The organism is Arthrobacter sp. 10L430 (assembly GCF_056395245.1).
Genome location: NZ_JBFTJD010000019.1, coordinates 53,984 through 70,438, shown reverse-complemented (window position 1 = coordinate 70,438; position 16,455 = coordinate 53,984). Strand labels below are relative to the sequence as shown.

Annotated in this window: 15 protein-coding genes; 9 read left to right on the top strand and 6 right to left on the bottom strand. The window is 66.3% G+C overall.

Annotated features, from left to right (window positions below):
• Positions 1–18 precede the first annotated feature (18 nt).
• The 4 genes from AC1DDG_RS15920 to AC1DDG_RS15905 form a co-directional block, all read right to left on the bottom strand.
• Complete coding sequence (locus AC1DDG_RS15920; protein ID WP_476876799.1) at positions 19–1,659, bottom strand: GMC family oxidoreductase; 1,641 nt, start codon at positions 1,657–1,659, stop codon at positions 19–21.
• A complete protein-coding gene (locus AC1DDG_RS15915) occupies positions 1,660–3,198 on the bottom strand; it encodes an aldehyde dehydrogenase family protein (RefSeq protein WP_230120374.1) in 1,539 nt (512 codons plus the stop codon). It lies immediately after the preceding gene.
• Positions 3,199–3,297: 99 nt separating this feature from the next.
• Positions 3,298–3,924, bottom strand: coding sequence for a TetR/AcrR family transcriptional regulator (locus tag AC1DDG_RS15910; protein WP_230120376.1), 627 nt, complete (start codon positions 3,922–3,924; stop codon positions 3,298–3,300).
• Between the two features lie 106 nt (positions 3,925–4,030).
• Positions 4,031–4,954: a LysR family transcriptional regulator gene (locus AC1DDG_RS15905; protein WP_476876798.1), complete on the bottom strand. Its 924-nt coding sequence runs from the start codon at positions 4,952–4,954 to the stop codon at positions 4,031–4,033.
• A 263-nt stretch (positions 4,955–5,217) separates the two neighbouring features.
• Here AC1DDG_RS15905 and AC1DDG_RS15900 point away from each other — a divergent pair, with 263 nt between their 5' ends.
• From AC1DDG_RS15900 to AC1DDG_RS15890, 3 genes are all read left to right on the top strand, one after another.
• Positions 5,218–5,565, top strand: a complete 348-nt coding sequence (locus AC1DDG_RS15900) for a CBU_0592 family membrane protein (protein WP_230120995.1) — start codon at positions 5,218–5,220, stop codon at positions 5,563–5,565.
• Positions 5,566–5,771: 206 nt separating this feature from the next.
• The gene (locus AC1DDG_RS15895; protein WP_476876797.1) at positions 5,772–6,626 is read left to right on the top strand and encodes an aminoglycoside phosphotransferase family protein; all 855 of its coding nucleotides are present in this window, start codon (positions 5,772–5,774) and stop codon (positions 6,624–6,626) included.
• A 58-nt stretch (positions 6,627–6,684) separates the two neighbouring features.
• Positions 6,685–8,109, top strand: coding sequence for an HNH endonuclease signature motif containing protein (locus AC1DDG_RS15890; RefSeq protein ID WP_476876796.1), 1,425 nt, complete (start codon positions 6,685–6,687; stop codon positions 8,107–8,109).
• Positions 8,110–8,229: 120 nt separating this feature from the next.
• Here AC1DDG_RS15890 and AC1DDG_RS15885 read toward each other — a convergent pair whose 3' ends face one another.
• Together AC1DDG_RS15885 and AC1DDG_RS15880 are read right to left on the bottom strand one after the other, a co-directional pair.
• Entirely contained in the window at positions 8,230–9,468 is a 1,239-nt protein-coding gene (locus AC1DDG_RS15885; protein WP_230120956.1) for an NYN domain-containing protein, read from the bottom strand.
• A 100-nt stretch (positions 9,469–9,568) separates the two neighbouring features.
• Positions 9,569–10,369, bottom strand: coding sequence for an IclR family transcriptional regulator (locus AC1DDG_RS15880; RefSeq protein WP_476876795.1), 801 nt, complete (start codon positions 10,367–10,369; stop codon positions 9,569–9,571).
• A gap of 121 nt (positions 10,370–10,490) precedes the next feature.
• Between AC1DDG_RS15880 and AC1DDG_RS15875 the strand changes: the two genes are divergently transcribed.
• From AC1DDG_RS15875 to AC1DDG_RS15850, 6 genes are all read left to right on the top strand, one after another.
• A complete protein-coding gene (locus tag AC1DDG_RS15875; protein WP_476876794.1) occupies positions 10,491–10,994 on the top strand; it encodes a tripartite tricarboxylate transporter TctB family protein in 504 nt (167 codons plus the stop codon).
• A 2-nt stretch (positions 10,995–10,996) separates the two neighbouring features.
• Positions 10,997–12,499 carry a tripartite tricarboxylate transporter permease gene (locus AC1DDG_RS15870; RefSeq protein WP_230120962.1) on the top strand — a complete coding sequence of 501 codons (1,503 nt, stop codon included), beginning with the start codon at positions 10,997–10,999 and terminating at the stop codon, positions 12,497–12,499.
• Positions 12,500–12,562: 63 nt separating this feature from the next.
• Positions 12,563–13,564 (top strand): tripartite tricarboxylate transporter substrate binding protein, encoded by a 1,002-nt coding sequence (locus tag AC1DDG_RS15865; protein ID WP_476876793.1) that lies wholly within the window; start codon positions 12,563–12,565, stop codon positions 13,562–13,564.
• 36 nt (positions 13,565–13,600) lie between these two features.
• Positions 13,601–14,230: an RraA family protein gene (locus AC1DDG_RS15860; protein ID WP_476876792.1), complete on the top strand. Its 630-nt coding sequence runs from the start codon at positions 13,601–13,603 to the stop codon at positions 14,228–14,230.
• A 19-nt stretch (positions 14,231–14,249) separates the two neighbouring features.
• Positions 14,250–15,038, top strand: coding sequence for an NAD(P)-dependent oxidoreductase (locus AC1DDG_RS15855; protein ID WP_230120967.1), 789 nt, complete (start codon positions 14,250–14,252; stop codon positions 15,036–15,038).
• Between the two features lie 78 nt (positions 15,039–15,116).
• Complete coding sequence (locus AC1DDG_RS15850) at positions 15,117–16,454, top strand: TRAP transporter large permease subunit (RefSeq protein WP_230120969.1); 1,338 nt, start codon at positions 15,117–15,119, stop codon at positions 16,452–16,454.
• Position 16,455 lies beyond the last annotated feature (1 nt).

Genomic DNA, 16,455 nt, shown 5'->3' with positions numbered 1-16,455 from the left:
GCCTCCGGAACTTGCCTCTCAGGCGAAGGACGGACTGAGCTCCACCTCTTTCCTTACAGCGCCACCGGTGTGGCCGGTGCGGATGAGCTCGGCGCAGCGCTCGCCGATCATCATGACGGTGATGTTGGGGTTGACGGTGACGTGTTCAGGCATCACGGAGGCATCCGCCACGCGCAGACCGGTGACGCCCTTGACCCGCAGCTCGGGATCCAGCGGTGACATCCCGTCGTCGGCCGGGCCCATCCGGACCGTGCCCACCGGGTGGTACACGGTGTTGTGGGTCTTGCGGATGTACTCCCGCAGCTCCTCGTCCGTCTGCGCCTCGACGCCGGGGGATAGCTCGCGGCCGGTCCATTCGGCCATGGCGGGCTGGGCGGCGATTTCGCGGGCCTTGCGGACGCCGGCCACCATGACCCGCATGTCGTGGCCTTCGGGATCCGTGAAATAGCGCGGATCCACCATGGGCTTGTCGCGGAAATCGCGGCTGCGCAGCCTGACGGTGCCGCGGGAGCGGGCGTGCGTGACGTTCGGGGTGAGGCTGAAGCCGTTCTCCGTGGTGGGGTAGCCGTGCCGCAGGGTGTTCATGTCGAACGGGACGGAACCGTAGTGCATCATCAGGTCCGGGCGGTCCAGGCCGTCCTCGGTGGGGGTGAAGATGCCGATCTCCCACCATTGGGTGGACGTTTGCACCATGGGCTGCCTGGCCTCGAACTGGACCACGCCTTCGGGGTGGTCCTGCAGGTTTTCGCCCACGCCGGGGGAGTCCACCAGCACCTCGATGCCGTGCTGGGCCAGGTGCGCTGCCGGGCCGATGCCGGAGAGCATCAGCAGTTTAGGGGAGTCGATGGCACCGGTGGAAAGGATGACCTCGCGGTGCGCGGAGAGCCGGTGGGTCCGGCCGAACGCGGAGTCCACCACGTCCACGCCGGTGCAGCGCTTGTCCGCGTCGAACACCAGCTGGCGGGCGCGGAGGCCTGTGAGCAGTGTGAAGTTGTCGCGGTCGACGATCGGGTGGATGTAGGAGACCGAGCTGGACGACCGGGTGCCGTCCGCGCGGCGGTTGATCTGGAAGAAGTTGGCGCCGTTGATCACGGTGGTGCCGGTGTTGAACTTTGTGCGGGGGATGCCCGTCTGTTGGCAGGCGTCCAGGAGCGCGACGCCGGCAGGATCCACCGGGGGCACGTTCATCAGGTGCACGGGCCCTGAGTCCCCGTGGTGGGGTGCGTCCGGCCCGGCATCCTCATTGGTTTCCAGCCGTTTGTAGAGGGGCCAGGCAGCGTCGGCGTTCCAGCCGGTGGCACCGTACTTGGACTCCCATTCGTCCAGGTCCTCCCGGGGTGCCCAGAAGGCGATGCAGGAGTTGTGGCTGGAACAGCCGCCCATCACCTTGGCGCGCGCGTGGCGCATGAAGGAGTTGCCGTTCTCCTGCGGTTCCACCGGATAGTCCCAGTCGTAGCCGGACTCCAGCAGCTCCATCCAGCGGTCCAGCTGCAGGATTTCGGGCAGGTTGCGGTCATCCGGGCCGGCCTCCACGAGGGCCACGGTCACGTCTGGATCCTCGCTCAGCCGGGCGGCGACGGCGGCACCCGCGGATCCGCCGCCGATCACGACGTAGTCGAACCCGCGCTCGGTGACGTCGTCGATGTTGTCGTAGTGCATCTAGTTCTCCTTGCCGTGGTCAGCAAACCAGCCGGTTACCTGCGGGCTGGTGTTCTGGTAGATGTGCTTGGCTTCCTGGTATTCGGCCAGGCCCGTGGGGCCCAGCTCGCGGCCGACACCGGACTGGCCGAAGCCGCCCCACTCGGCCTGGGGGAGGTAGGGGTGGTAGTCGTTGATCCAGATGGTGCCGTGCCGCAGCCGGGATGCCACGCGCTGCGCCTTGCCGGCATCCTGGGTCCAGACCGCGCCGGCCAACCCGTAAATGGTGTCGTTGGCAGTGACCACGGCCTCGTCCTCGGTGCGGAACGTCTCCACGGTGACCACCGGGCCGAAAGCCTCGTCCACCACCACCGACATTCCCCTCTGGACACGGTCCAGGATGGTGGGCTGGTAGTAGAAACCGCCGTCGTACTTTTCTCCTTGCGGCGCCGCACCGCCGGTCCGCAGCCGCGCACCCTCCTGGATGCCGCGCTGGACATAGGCGTGGACTTTGTCGCGGTGGGCCGCGGAAATCAGCGGCCCGGTTTCGGCGGCGTCGTCAAAGGGGCCGCCCAGCCGGATGTCCCGGGCACGGCGGACCAGCTCGTCCACGAAGCGTTCGGCGATCGATTCCTCCACCACCAGCCGCGCCCCCGCGGAGCAGACCTGCCCGGAGTGGACGAACGCGCCGTTCAGGGCATTGTCGACGGCGGCGTCGAAGTCCGCGTCCGCGAACACCACGTTGGGGTTCTTGCCGCCAAGCTCCAGTGCCACCTTCTTGACGGTGCCGGCGGCGGCCGCCGCGATGCGCTTGCCGGTTTCCAGCCCGCCCGTGAAGGAGACGAGGTCGACGGCGGGGTGTTCGGAGAGCGGGGCGCCCGCCTCCGCGCCGGGGCCGGTCACGAGGTTGGCGACGCCGTCGGGCAGGCCAAGGTCGTGCAGCAGCTGCATTGCCAGGATGCTGGTGGACGGGGTCAGCTCGGAGGGCTTGAGGACGAAGGTGCAGCCGGCGGCCAGCGCGGGCGCGATCTTCCACGCCGCCTGGAGCAGGGGGTAGTTCCACGGGGTGATCAGGCCGCAGACGCCCACGGGTTCGTACACGATTTTGCTGACGACCGTGGGGTTCCCGGCGTCGACCATGCGGCCCGCCTGCTGCCCGGCGAGCCTGCCGAAATACTCGAAGCAGGCGGCAATGTCGTCCATGTCGATGCGGCTTTCGACCATTCGCTTGCCTGTGTCCAGCGACTCGGCGCGGGCGAACTTTTCACGGCGTTCGCGTAGTCCGGCGGCGACCTTGAGCAGGAAGGTGCCGCGCTCGGGTGCCGGCACGGAGGACCAGACGCCGGAGTCGAAGGCTGCACGGGCTGCGGCGATGGCGCGTTCGGCGTCCTCCCTGCCGGCCTCGGACACTGTGGCCACCGACTCGCCGTCGGCGGGGTTGCGGATTGCGCGCACAGCGCCGGAGGCGGCTGGCTCCCATGCGCCGTTGATGAACAGGGTCGATGCTGTCTCGGTTCTTGCGATCCGAACGACGTCATGGGCTGGTGTGGCGTAAGTCATACGAGGGACAGTACTGCACATTGAACGAGTGTTCAATACTTTTCTTGAACAGTTGTTCAATGCTGCTTATGGAGCTCACTCTGCCCGGTTGCCGGTGGTTCAGGACTCGTGAAGCCGGTGATCCTTGATGGTGCGGTCCTGAAGCGGCGCGAAGGCGATTTGCTCCGTCCGGGCGATGCTTCGCTGGATGGAGGCCTCATCAACGCCGAGAAGCGCCGTCAGCCACATGCCGTTTTGGATGACGACAATGTCAGCCGCCCGCTCCCTGCATGCCTCCCATGAAAGATGGGGTTGGGCGTTGGAAACCAGCGCAGCGAGGCCGTCGAGATAGCGGTCGAAGGCCTCGGCGTTGATCTGTGCATAGCCCTCGTCCGCCTGGGCGAGGGCCCAAAGGTGCAGGCGCAGGGACAGATAGCGGGTGGTCAGCAGATCAGCGGCTGCCACTCGCCGCAGGGCCTGGCGCAGCTGTTGCTCCGGGTCTGACGACGGGTCTGGCGCCACGAGCAGAAGGTCGTGTTCGTCGACCCGGCGCAGGGCTGCCCGTATCAGGCTCGTCTTGTCGTCGTAGTAGTAGTTCACCAGGCCGAGCGCGACGCCGGCTTCGCGGGCCACGGCCCGCATGCTCACACCCGAAATCCCATGGCGGGACAGCAGATCCAGCGCCGCCTCGAGAATGCGCGACTGCCTGTCCATTTGTTCGCCGGAGTTCACGGCATTGGTCCCCATCTGGCCAGACTATTGCCTAACCCGTAACGAGTGCACTTTCCGGGGTCGCATGACCTTGCTTCGAAGTCCCGTCCACACGCCAAAAGGCACGAAAAGTTGTAGGCGGTCAGGACGTCGACCGCGTGTCGAACGCCGCTGCCGATTCCCGTAGAAGGCGCGCGACGGTGTCCACGGGCATGCTGGCTGACCGCCGGCGGTCGAACCGTCGCAGGACGATGCGTCGCGTGCCCAGTCCAGGGACGTCCAGGACGTCCACCCCGTCATGGCTGACGCCGCTCAATGCCAAGGTGGGTACGATGGCGACACCCTCCCCCGCCGCGACCAGTGCCAGTGCGGTCAGCGTTTCCTGATATTGATGCACCGTCTCCATCTGGGCACCGATGGACTGACGGAGCCGGCCGAGCACCGCAGCGTTGGCGGCTGAGGAGTCGACACCGAGCCAGAGAAGTGGCAGATGCCCAAGGTCGATGTTCTCTGTAGTGAGCAGGGCGCCCGCGGGAACCACCAGTTTCCAGGGCTCGTCCAGCAGGGGCTCCTCGATCATTCCGGCGGAAAGTGAACGTTGGCCGGCCGTCATCGAATCGAGCTCGACCACAACAGCGTCGAGCTCGCGCTGCCGGAGCAGGCGTAACAAGTCAGGGAAGTCGTCTTCAATCAGCCGGATCTGCAATTGCGGGTACCGGATGCGCCACTCGGGCAAGCGCGGGATCACCACCGTGCGGACAAAGCTGGTGAATCCGCCCACCCGCACCACCCCCGCGACCTTGGCCCCGCCCTCCATGCGGGCGCGGGCGACGCTGAGGGCGCGTTCGATCTCTTCGCCGGCTTCTGCAACGGCCATGCCGGCGGGTGTCAAAACCGAGCCTTTGGGTGTGCGCACCACCAGCGCATGCCCCGTCTCGTCCTCTAGTTTGCTGAGCTGCTGGGACACGGCCGAGGGCGTGATTCCCAGTTCGTCAGCCGCGGCGAGCACCCCGCCGGTGCGGGCGATCGCAAGGAGAACTCGCAGCCGGCGCGGATCAATATCCATGTTAAGTAGTTCTAAACCACATCTTCAGAGGAATGCAATTGAACTACACGCATGTCGTGCTCATAATTGCTTTTGAAAGCCAAAACCAACAGCGGAAATCCAGACTGGCGGTCCAAGCGAATGAAGCCCTCGCGCGGACGGCGGAGCAAACGCTGATCCAGTGATTCAGTCGGCAATGGCCTCTACCAAAACGCCCACCTATAGCCCGCCAGCTCCACTCCGCCCGGCGGATGGCAACCGGGCACCACCCCTGAAAGGACATCATGGAACTGCTGTTTGAAATTTCCGGCTGGGCAGGCGCGGTTGCGATTCTCAGTGCTTTCCTGGCGGTGTCCATGGGGTGGCTGAAGGCTGGCAAGGGCTTCCAAGCCGCGAATCTCCTGGGTGCCTGTGCCTTCATTATCAATGGCGCCTTCCACGAAGCGTGGCCGTCCGTGGTCACGAATATTGCCTGGTTCCTCATTTCCGCAGTAGCGCTTCTTCGCATGCGGTCCGTACAGGATTCGCCGGCGGCCGCTGCCGAGGCCCCGCAGGTGCAGTTTCCTGGCGTCCCTGACACCACCGGCCAACTGGCCATCGTTGAAGCGCCTCGAGCAGCCAGCTTTACTTAGCCAGCTTTTTCTGAGCGGACGACGGCGGGAAGTCCCGCCGTCGTCCGCTTCATCGCCTGCTTCGCGCCTAAACCTGGCTGCGCGAAGGCGCCCCATCCGCTCTCGGGAATCTGAACTATATTCGGACAAGGGAGAGGACCAGATTGCATCGCAGGAACAGGGAGGCGGATCTCTGAATGGCGGGGATGCCACCAGCAACGGTGGAAGTGAGTGACGCAGTCGTCCAGTGCCTCGTCCGGGACCAGCGGCCCGACCTCGGCGGTCGTCCTTTGGCGCGGGTTGCGAACGGCTGGGACAACGCGACCTTCCGGCTCGGCGAGGACCTGGCCGTGAGGCTGCCGCGCAGGGCGGAGGCCGTTTCGCTAATACTGCATGAGCGGCGCTACCTTCCCGACATAGCCCGCCGCTCCCCGGTTGCGGTTCCTGTGCCCGTCCATGCCGGCCGGCCGACGTCGGACTTTCCTTGGCCTTGGAGCATCGTGCGGTGGGTCCCCGGAGCCGCCGCGGCCGACGTCGGTCCGGCAGACCGCGGGCGGGCCGCTGAGGGCCTGGCCGATTTTCTCCGGTCCCTCCACGTGCCCGCCGAAACATGCGTCCCGATGAATCCGTTCCGCGGCGTGCCGCTGACGGACCGTGACGCTGCGGTGGTGGAACGGCTCGGGGACCGCGAACGCTACCCGCAGGCAGCAGCGCTGAGAGCGGTGTGGGCGCGGACCTGTGCTGCTAAAGCCTGGGATGGTCCGGCGATGATGCTCCACGGGGACCTTCACCCGGGCAATATCCTTCTGGCGGACGACGGCTCGCTGGCTGGGGTCATCGATTTCGGCGACGTCGGGGCAGGGGACCCTGCTGTCGATCTTGCGGTGGGGTGGCTGATGTTCGACGCCGGCGCCCGCCGCCGCTTCATGGACGCCTTTGGCCCCGCAGTGGAACGGGACACCTGGATGAGGGCCCGGGGCTGGGCTCTCATCCTGTCCACCGCCATGCTGAGCAACTCCGACGATAATCCGCGGATGTTCGCTGTCGGAAAGTTCGGGATCAGGCAGATTCTGGAAAGCTGACATTGCCTGGAACTCCGAGGCCGGCGTTATTGTCAGTGCCTGCTGTCATGCTGTGCGTATGGAAGGCAGAGCAGTTGCGGAGACGTTGGAGGCCATGCAGGCCTCCCTTGCTGCGTTGGCTGCATTTGCCGGTCGCGGGGCCGGGAACGTGGCCCCGCCTGATGCTGATCCTCTTCAGGACGAAGCGGACGCCTGCCTGGACGGTCTGGCTGAGGCGGGCACCATGGAAGCCATGATGGCCGCGCTGAAAGTGCACTTCGCCGCCGGATACGCCCACGCTGCCGCAGCCATGGCGGCCCCGGCGGTTTCGCCGCAGGAGCGCACGGCCCAGGAAATGGCAGTGACAGCAGAGGTGGCCTGTGTCATGACGGTGAGTGAGAGATCGGCAGCGGCGTTACTGGCGGACTCAGCCACCCTGACCACCGGGTTGCCACTGACGTTCGCTGCGCTGCGGGCAGGGAGCATTTCATGGCAGCACGCGCGGGTGATGTGTGATGAAACATCGGGTCTGGACCCTGCCGCGGCTGCTGCCTTGGAGGCTCATTTCCTGGACCCCGAAGCTCCCTTTGCAGCGCGTGGCTGCCCGGCGGGGGAGCTGGTGCCGGGAAGGTTCCGCGCCAAAGCGCGCAGCTGGCGTGAGCGGCACCATCCCGTAAGCATCGAAGCGCGCCACCGCAGGGGTGCGGAAGGCCGCCGGCTGGAATATGTCCCGGACCGGGACGGCATGGCCTGGCTCTCGGCCTATGTGACTGCGGATGTGGCAGCGGCTGTTTGGTCCCGTGCCACGGAAGCGGCGCGTACCCTGCAGGGGCCGACCGAATCCCGGACTCTGACCCAGCTCCGTGCGGACGTCGCCGCTGACTGGCTGCTGGTGGGGGTGGCGGAAGGAACCCCGTCGCCCAAGGCGCAGGTCATGGTGACCGTTCCGGTGTTGTCGCTCTTGGGCACCGGGACGGACCCGGCCACGCTGGACGGGTACGGTCCTATTCCGGCGAGCATGGCCCGCCGGCTGGTCGCGGATGGCGCCGGATCGTTCCTGCGAGTGCTGACCGATCCGGGCAGGGGAGCGCCGCTGGAGATCGGCCGCACCAGCTACCGGGTTCCGAAGGCGATGCGCCAATGGTTGCGGCTTCGGGATGGACGCTGCCCTTTTCCCGGCTGCAACAACCACTCCTTGGATAATGAAGCGGACCATCTGCTGGCTTGGTCCGAGGGAGGCGGCACCGGCATCACCAACCTGGGCCAGCCGTGCCGGAGGCACCACCGACTCAAACACACCTCAGTGTGGAGGCCAGGTGACGCCACCCGGGACCAGCCGCCAAGTTGGATCTCACCCGCGGGACGCTCCTATCCCAGCGAACAACAGGACTGGGAACCGCCCGACTGGCCGCACGTACTTGCCAGTGCCGCCGGTCCCGGAGAGACCGGGCCACCATTAGCGGTGGATCCGTTGCCTGACTGGGCACTATTCATCGCGGCGTAGGGTTGACTCTCGACGGTCTTGCTGACGTCGACAACCAGCAAAACCTAACCCGTGCCCACCAGAGTGCAGCCACAGCGCGGGGCTAAACCAATGTCGGCGGCGGGGACGTCCCGCCGTCGGCTAGCTCTCCAGCAGCCCGCCGCCGGCCCAGCGCCGGAGCGCGAGCTTTTCTGCGTCGTCGAACTCCATGAGGGCAAGCCGGCACAGCTCTTCAACATTTCTTGTCCACGCGGCAGCGAGGTCCCTGGCCGGCATGTCGTCCGGGAGGGATCCGCCCGCGTACACCACGCCTTGGATCACGAAGTTGACGGCTGAGCGGGACACCGGCTGCCCGGCCGCAACACAGTCGTCCCGGACGGACCGTGCCAGTTCGCTGCGATTGCCCGAGTGCTCGCGCAACTTCGCCTCCAGCGACAGGAAAACCTGACGGAACTGTTCGGACGACAGCGCCGGCACGTCAGTGACCCGGGTGACCTGCTCCTCGATCGCCGGCCGGCCCTCGGGTGCCAGCGCGGAGAGCTCCGGCGAAAACCGCTTGGCGTCCCACACCCAGCCGGGCGACGGCGTGGACGAGTACTGCACGCCTTGGCCGATCTGGGCGATCCAGGCCCCGAACTTGCCGAAGCCGCCCCAGTCGGTCTTGAGCGACGGGTCTGCGGTCAGGGCCCTGTGCGCCGCAACCGCCCCGGTGACCGGGCCCGGCGCAGCCTGCACCAGGGCGCGGACCTCGTCGGCCGCCGCCGTCGCGGATCCTGGGACACCTGGTGCGGTGCGGAGCGGTGCACCAAGTCCGGCAGACGCCACCATGCGGGGGACTCCGGCCGGGGTCCCGTTGAGAATTGCCACGAAGTCGTGGGACTCCACCACGTTATCGGCCATCTCCCGGTACGCGAATGCTACGGCGCCGGCGGCAATGACGGTTGTCATGCGGTCAGCCGCCCGGAACCGCTGGATCAGGGACGTGAAGTCCGCATCCGCCGACGCGATGAAGAATTGCTCGACTTGTGCCGCGCCGGACAGGGCGTCCATCGCGTCCAGCACCAGATTGATGTCGGTGCTGGACTTGCCCCGTTGCGTGAGGGAGGGGCAATCGATCACGCGGAAACCCGCCCGGGTCCAGTACGGCCTATACTTGGAGTAGACCACCGGATTGAGATAGCAATTGCGGATCAGGAAGCGCCGGGATTCCTCACCTGCGCCGCCATCGGCCAACGCTTCCGTCCAATGTTTGGGATCCTCTGCGAATCTCCTGGCCGCGGCCGGGTCCAATGCCATCAGGCCCGTGTAGACGTTGTCGAAGTCAACGAACATCGCGGCGCGGATGCCGGGCCGCCTGGACTGGTGTTGAGGTTCCGTCATCGGCTCAGTGTGCCAGCAAGAGCGGCGGACAGACCAGATGTGTCCCACACTTTGGCGCCCTTTGAACCGTGGCTTACCCCGCTGGCATTCTCGAGGCGTACTAGTAGACGGAACCTTCGAGGAGTTCCGAGAGCCTGCCGGCGGCGCGCCGGAGTTCCGGAACGCCGGCATTGAGGCCGCCTTCGCTGGCTGTCTCGACGGGACTGGTCAGGGCGATGGATTCGCTGGGGCGGCCACCCCTGTTGGGCACGGCGACGGCTACGGACAAGACGCCGGTGGCCCGCTCATCGGCGGAATAGGCGTAGTCGACCCCTGGTTCCGGCAGGCGCGCCCGAAGCTCGTCGGCCGTGAACGTACTGTCTTCATGCCCGGCTGCGATGGCTGCAGACACCACCTGCTGAAGTTCTTCCTCCGAGACCGAGGCCAGCAGGATCTTCCCGGCCGCCCCCACCGTGAGGGGGAGGCGCTTGCCCAGCGGCAGGTCGTAGCGGAGGGGCGAGTCGCCGTCGACGCGTGCCACGAGGATCCTTTCGAAGCCGAGCCTCGTGTACAGCGATGCCGTTAGCCCGGTCTGGGAGGCCACCTGCTGAAGGATCGGTCGCGCGGCCACGACCAGGGGGTCGTTCTCTAGATAGCTTCGGGCGGCAGGCAGGACCGCCGGCCCTATCCGGTAGGACTTGTCAGTCTGGCTGACCATGCCGAAGTCCTGAAGGACGCGCAGGATCCGCAGCGTGGTCGGCAGGCTCATGCCGCAGGCCCTGGCCAGGTCACTGAGGCGCTGTGGCCGCTCCGCGCGTTGCAGTTCGGCGTAGAGCTCCATTGCCCGTGACAGCGAGCGCATGTTCCCGGACTTCGGGCCGTCCTCGGGAGAGCTGGCTGAGTGTGTCGAAGTCACCGTCATTCTTTCATTGTATGTAACTTCCTTGCGCTTGACAGGGCCTGTGTCGCCTGTCACTATTTCTTCAGCCGCAATATTCTTTCATTCTATGAAATGAACTAACACGGAGCGTAAGAAGGAAAAGATGACAATGGAGTCAGTAGTGACCAAACCAAGGAGCACCAGCCGCGTCGCTCCCTCGGTGCTGACAGGCATCGGTGCGTTCACCGCCGTCGGCGTGTACGTCCTGGTCAGCTCGGTCGGCCTCGGCCTGTGGACATCGCTGGGCCCTGGCCCCGGCCTGTTCCCGTTCGCCATGGGAGGGGTGCTGGTGGCCATGTCAGCTCTCTGGTTGGTCCAGGAGCTTCGCCGGCCGAGCGAGAGGTCCGAGGGGATCGACCGGGGGGTAGTGATCGCCGTCGTGGTCAGCCTCGTTGTTCTGGCGTCGGTCATGGACTTGCTTGGCTTCCAGCTGAGCATGTTCCTGTTCCTGCTGTATCACCTGAAACTGCGCGGCGGCCGGACCTGGGTGTCTTCGCTGATCATCGCCCTCGCCGGAAGCGTCGGCGCGTTCTATGCCTTTAACTACGGCCTCAACGTCGCACTTCCCGTTTCGGCATTCGCTCCGCTGAACTTGATCGGACTCTAATCGTGGACACACTCACCGAACTGCTCGGCGGCTTCGCGGCCGCCATGACATGGCAAAACCTGATCTTCGCCTTCCTGGGCTGCCTGCTGGGCACCATCATCGGAGTCCTTCCCGGCGTCGGCCCCGTAGCAGGCGTGGCACTGCTGATCCCTCTCACCCTGAACCTGGATCCGACCGGCTCGATCATCATGCTGTGTGCCATTTTCTACGGCACCCAGTACGGCGGAACCATCACCAGCGTCCTTTTGAACACACCGGGTGAGGCATCGTCGGCGATCACTACCATCGACGGCTACGCGATGACCAAGCTCGGCAGGGCAGGTGCCGCGTTGACCCTGGCCGCGGTGGGATCCTTCGTTGGCGGAACCATCGCCACCATCGGCTTGGTCGCCGCCGCCAAGCCACTCGGTGAACTGGGCCTGCTCGTCGGCCCGCCGGAGTTCTTCGCACTCATGGTCGTCGGCATCTCCCTGCTGGTTGCCTTGGCCGGCAAGTCAATGGTCAAGGCCCTCATCTCCGGGGCCCTGGGCCTGCTGATCTCCATGGTGGGTATCGACCCCGTCGCCGGCGCCCCGCGCTTCACCTTCGGGATGGACCGGCTCCTGGACGGCGTCAGCTTCGTCGCCGTCATCGTCGGCGTCTTCGGGCTCTCCGAAATCCTGTCCTACCGCAAGAACGCGGAGACCCCCTTGGTGCACGCCCCCGGCATGCGCTCACTGCTCCCGACCCGGGCGGAATGGCGCCGCAGCGCCCCCGCCATGGCCCGGGGCACAGGCGTCGGCTTCGGCCTCGGACTCATTCCAGGCATGACCGGATCGGTGTCGTCCCTCCTGTCTTACGCCGCCGAGAAGAAGTTCTCCCGCTTCCGCCACCAACTCGGCAAAGGCGCGGTGGAAGGAGTGGCCGGCCCCGAAACAGCCAACAACGCACACGCCAACGCCGCCCTGATCCCGCTCTTCACCCTCGGCATCCCGGCATCCCCGACCATCGCCGTGCTGATGGGCGCCTTCCTTCAGCAAGGCCTGACGCCCGGACCCAGCCTGTTCACTGAACACTCCGACATCGCCTGGGCCATCATCGCCAGCCTCTTCATCGGCAACCTGCTACTGCTGCTGCTCAACGTCCCCCTGGTCGGCCTCTGGACCTCTATCCTGCGCGTCCCCACTCCCATCCTGACCGCCCTGATCCTGCTGTTCATGGTCATCGGTGCCTACACCATCAACTTCAGCGTCTTCGACGTCTTCGTCATGATCGGCTTCGGACTCCTCGGCCTGGCCCTGAGGAACCTGGACATCCCACTGGCGCCGATGGTCCTCACCCTGGTGCTGGGCCCGCTGATGGAACGTTCACTGCGCGAATCCCTGGAAATCTCCCAGGGCGACTTCAGCGTCTTCGTCAACCGCCCCATCTCCGCCGTACTGATCGGCCTTGGGGTGCTGATCATCTGCAGTCCGCTGCTGAAGTTCCGCAAGCCCAAGGCCCTCACCGAGGACCCCGAAGCCTAACCCTGCTTTATCCCTACGTCCGACTACCTACCAACCCACACCTCTCTTCGAAGGAGAAGACCCTTGTCACGCATAAAAATCACCGCAGCCTTCGCCGCTGCAGCCCTCATCGCTCTCACCGGCTGCGGCGCCAACGCCGGCGCCTCCACCGTCTCCGGGGACGACTTCCCCAAGAAGGGCAAGTCCATCGACCTGATCGTGGCCTTCTCCTCTGGCGGTGCCGTGGACACCGCGGCCCGCCTCGTCCAGCCCATTCTGGAAAAAGAACTAGGCACCAACGTCGAGGTCATTAACAAGCCCGGCGCCGGCGGGCAGATCGGCTACACGGCACTGACCAGCGCCAAGCCCGACGGTTACACCATCGGCGCAACGGGCTCCCCGTCGGTCGTCGTCTCACCCCTGGACCCGGCCCGCGGCGCCAAGTACACCCGGGCCAGCTTCCAGCCCCTCGGACGGCAGGTTGTCGATCCGGCCGTCATCGCCGTGCAGCCGGACAGCCCCTACAAGACGCTGAAGGAACTCCTCGACGCCGCCAAGGCCAATCCGAAATCCATGACCGCCAGCACCACCGGACTGCAGACCGGCGAACACTTCGCCCTGGCCCAGATTCAGGAAACCACCGGTTCCGAGTTCGCCCCGGTGCACTTCTCCGAAGGCGCATCCCAGGCCACCACCGCGTTCCTCGGCAAGCACGTGGATGTCCTGGTCGCCAACGTCAGCGACGTGACCGACCTGACCAAGCAGGGCAAGGCCCGTGTCCTGGGCATCATGACGGCAGAACGCTCACCCTCGCTGCCGGACGTCCCCACCTTCAAGGAATCCGGCTACGACGTCGAAGCGGGCACCGCCCGCGGATACTCCGCACCCGCCGGGCTCCCTGACGCCGTCGCCAAGAAGCTCGAAGCCGCCCTGCAGAAGGCCATCGAGGACCCTGCCGTCAAGGAAAAGATGAGCGCCCTCGGCCTTCAGACCAGCTACCTCTCAGGCGCCGACTACGAGAAGTTCTGGGCCGGACAGGAAGAGGACTTCAAGAAGGCCCTTCCGCTGGTCCAGAAGAAAAACTAGCCCCTCCTCCTGCCGCCACCCACGGAAGAATTCACCATGACAACGCCCGTCCTTGAAGACACCAACGCGGACTTCGCCCGCCCCGACCGGGTCCTAGTCGAGCGCCTCGCCAAGCTCCCCGCCGCCAACATCGGCGACGCCATGGACCGCCTCGGAGTCGCCGACTCAGCCATTCAGGCTATCTGGCCCGGCGCCCGCCTGGCCGGACCCGCCTTCACCGTCTGGACACGCCCGGGAGACAACCAGGGCATCCACCGCGCCCTGAAGCTCGCCCGACCCGGAGATGTCATCGTCGTTAGCGGCGGCGGGGACGAATCCCGGGCGCTGCTGGGTGAACTGATCGGCGAACGGGCCATCAACCTCGGCCTCGCCGGTTTCGCCCTGGACGGCGCGGCCCGCGACGCCGAAGCCCTCGGCGAGATCGGCATGCCCGTCTTTGCCCGAGCCACCACCCCCGCCGGCCCCTACAAGGACGGGCCCTCCCGCTTGGGGACACCCGTCTCCTTCGGAGGTGTCCCCGTCCTGCCCGGAGACATCATCATCGGCGATTCAGACGGCGTCGTCGTCGTCCCCCGGGAACAGGCAGCAATCGTGGCGGAAGCCGCCGAGGCCGTCTTCGCCGACGAAACCGACCGCCGGGCCACCATCGTCGCCTCCCGCCACTAAGCAAGAAAGACACAAACTCATGACAGCATGCACCGTCATCGGTCTCGGAGAAGCAGGGGCAACCTATGCATCAGCCCTGGTCGCAGCAGGCCACAGCGTTACGGGATTTGATCCTGTCGCCCCGTCCACTCCGGCCGGAGTCGTCCGGGCGGCAACCGCCGGCGAGGCCTGCCTCGGCGCGGACATCGTCCTCGTCCTCACCGGGGCGGCCGCCGCGCGAAGCGTGGCCCAGGAATGCCTGCCGGTCCTCCCTGCCGGCAGCTGCTATGCGGACTTCACATCCTCCTCACCCCAGGTGATGCAGGAACTGGGGCGGCTGCCCGGCGCCGCCCTCTTCGCCGACGTCGCCATCCTCGGACCCGTCCCCACCCAGGGTGTAAAGACACCCCTGATGGTCAGCGGCCCCGGCTCACAGGCGGTGGCCCAGCTCCTGTCCCCGCTGGGCGCCGACGTCGACATCGCCGCCGGGGAACCGGGAGCCGCGATGGCCCACAAACTGCTCCGCAGCGTCCTGATGAAAGGCATGGCCTCAGTCGTCGTCGAAGCGGTCACCGCCGGACGGGCCGCCGGGCTGGAAGGCTGGATCCGCACCCAGATCGCCGGGCAACTCGCCGGCGACGGCCAGGCAGTCATCGACAGGTTCCTGACCGGCACCACCAAACACGCCCTGCGCCGCTCCAAGGAAATGCAGGACACCGCCAGCTATCTCTCCGAGCTCGGAGTACCCGCCGAAATGACGGCAGCCTCAGCCACCGCCATGACACGCATGGCCCAGGAAACGGCGCCGATGGCGCCGGCCTTGCGCTGACCCCGGCATCGGGCAGAATCATTTACAGGAACCAACGATGAACCTTCTAGTACGAAATTCCCTGTCAGGAGCAGCAGCATGATCGGCATCTGGGCCCTTGGGGCCTACCTGGCCGTCATCCTGCTCTGGACGACACTGATCAAACGCAGCGTCGGAGAAGCCATGATCCTCGGCTTCCTGGCCGTGCTCCCGTTCACGGGAGCCGCCGCGGCACAGATCGGCTGGTCCTCCCTGTACTCGGCCGCCACGGACGAAATCGTCTACGCCACCATGGCGTTCGTCTTCATGGGATACCTGCTCGACAAAACCGGCGTGCTGGACAGGCTCATCGACCTGCTGAACTCCCTGATCGGCGGCGTCAAGGGGGGCCCCGCCTGGGTGTCCACCGTGGCGTCCGCCGGTCTGGGCGGGGTCGTGCACAACCAGGCTGCCATCGCCGCGACCGTCGGCTCGGTGACCATCCCCTGGATGGAGAAATCCCGGCTCGACAAGCCCTCGGCCGCGACGCTCGTGGCCGGAAACGCCGGAATGGGCATCACCTTCCCTTTCAGTGCCTCCATGTTCGTCCTCGTCGGGTCCGCCACCGTCGGCCCCCTGCTGAACGTCAATTCGCTCGTTCTTCCCCTGCTCATCGGCGGTCTGTGGTGCTTCCTGCACCGGCTGATTGTCACCTGGCTGCTGATCCGCAAGAGCGGGATGACGCCGCTGGACCCCGCACACCGGCTGACTGCCCGGATAGCCTTTGGGCGTGGCTGGGCCACCCTGCTGCTGTTCATTGTGGTGGCCATCCCGCTGATCATCACCTCCGGCGCCATCGCCACGGCACTGTCGGAGTGGACCGGAGGCGACATCACCAAAACCGTCAGCGTCATCGTCTGGATCCCGGTCGTCCTCCTCATCACCGGGGCCCTGCTGGGCAGGAAACAGCTTCCGGGCAGCGGCCGCGCCTGGTGGGCCCTGCTGCGGGAGTCCTCCCCGAGGTTCGGCATTGTGGGGATAACGGTAGTTTTCGCCTTTGCCGGGGCCAACGCCCTCGCCGCCACCGGGCTGCCAAAACAGATGACGGCGCTGCTCAACCAGCTGAACCTGCCCCTGTGGCTCCTCGCGATCCTCATCGGGCTGATCGTCATCGCCGTCGCCGCGCCGCTCTCCGCCACGGCCACGATGGCCGCCGTCGGAACCGTGGGCGTCGCCACCCTCGTTGCCGCCGGCGTCCCGGCGACCACCGCCGCCGTCGCCGTGCTGATCTTCTCTTCCTGCGAAGCGGCGGTTCCCCCTGGAGGCGCGCCGCTCTACGTCGCCTGCGGCATCGCTGATGTGGACCCGCTCAAGACCTTCGCCCGCCTGCTCACCCACTATGCCCTGCCGCTGCTGGGAATCGGCGTGCTGATCATCGTCGGCATTCTGCCGATCTAAA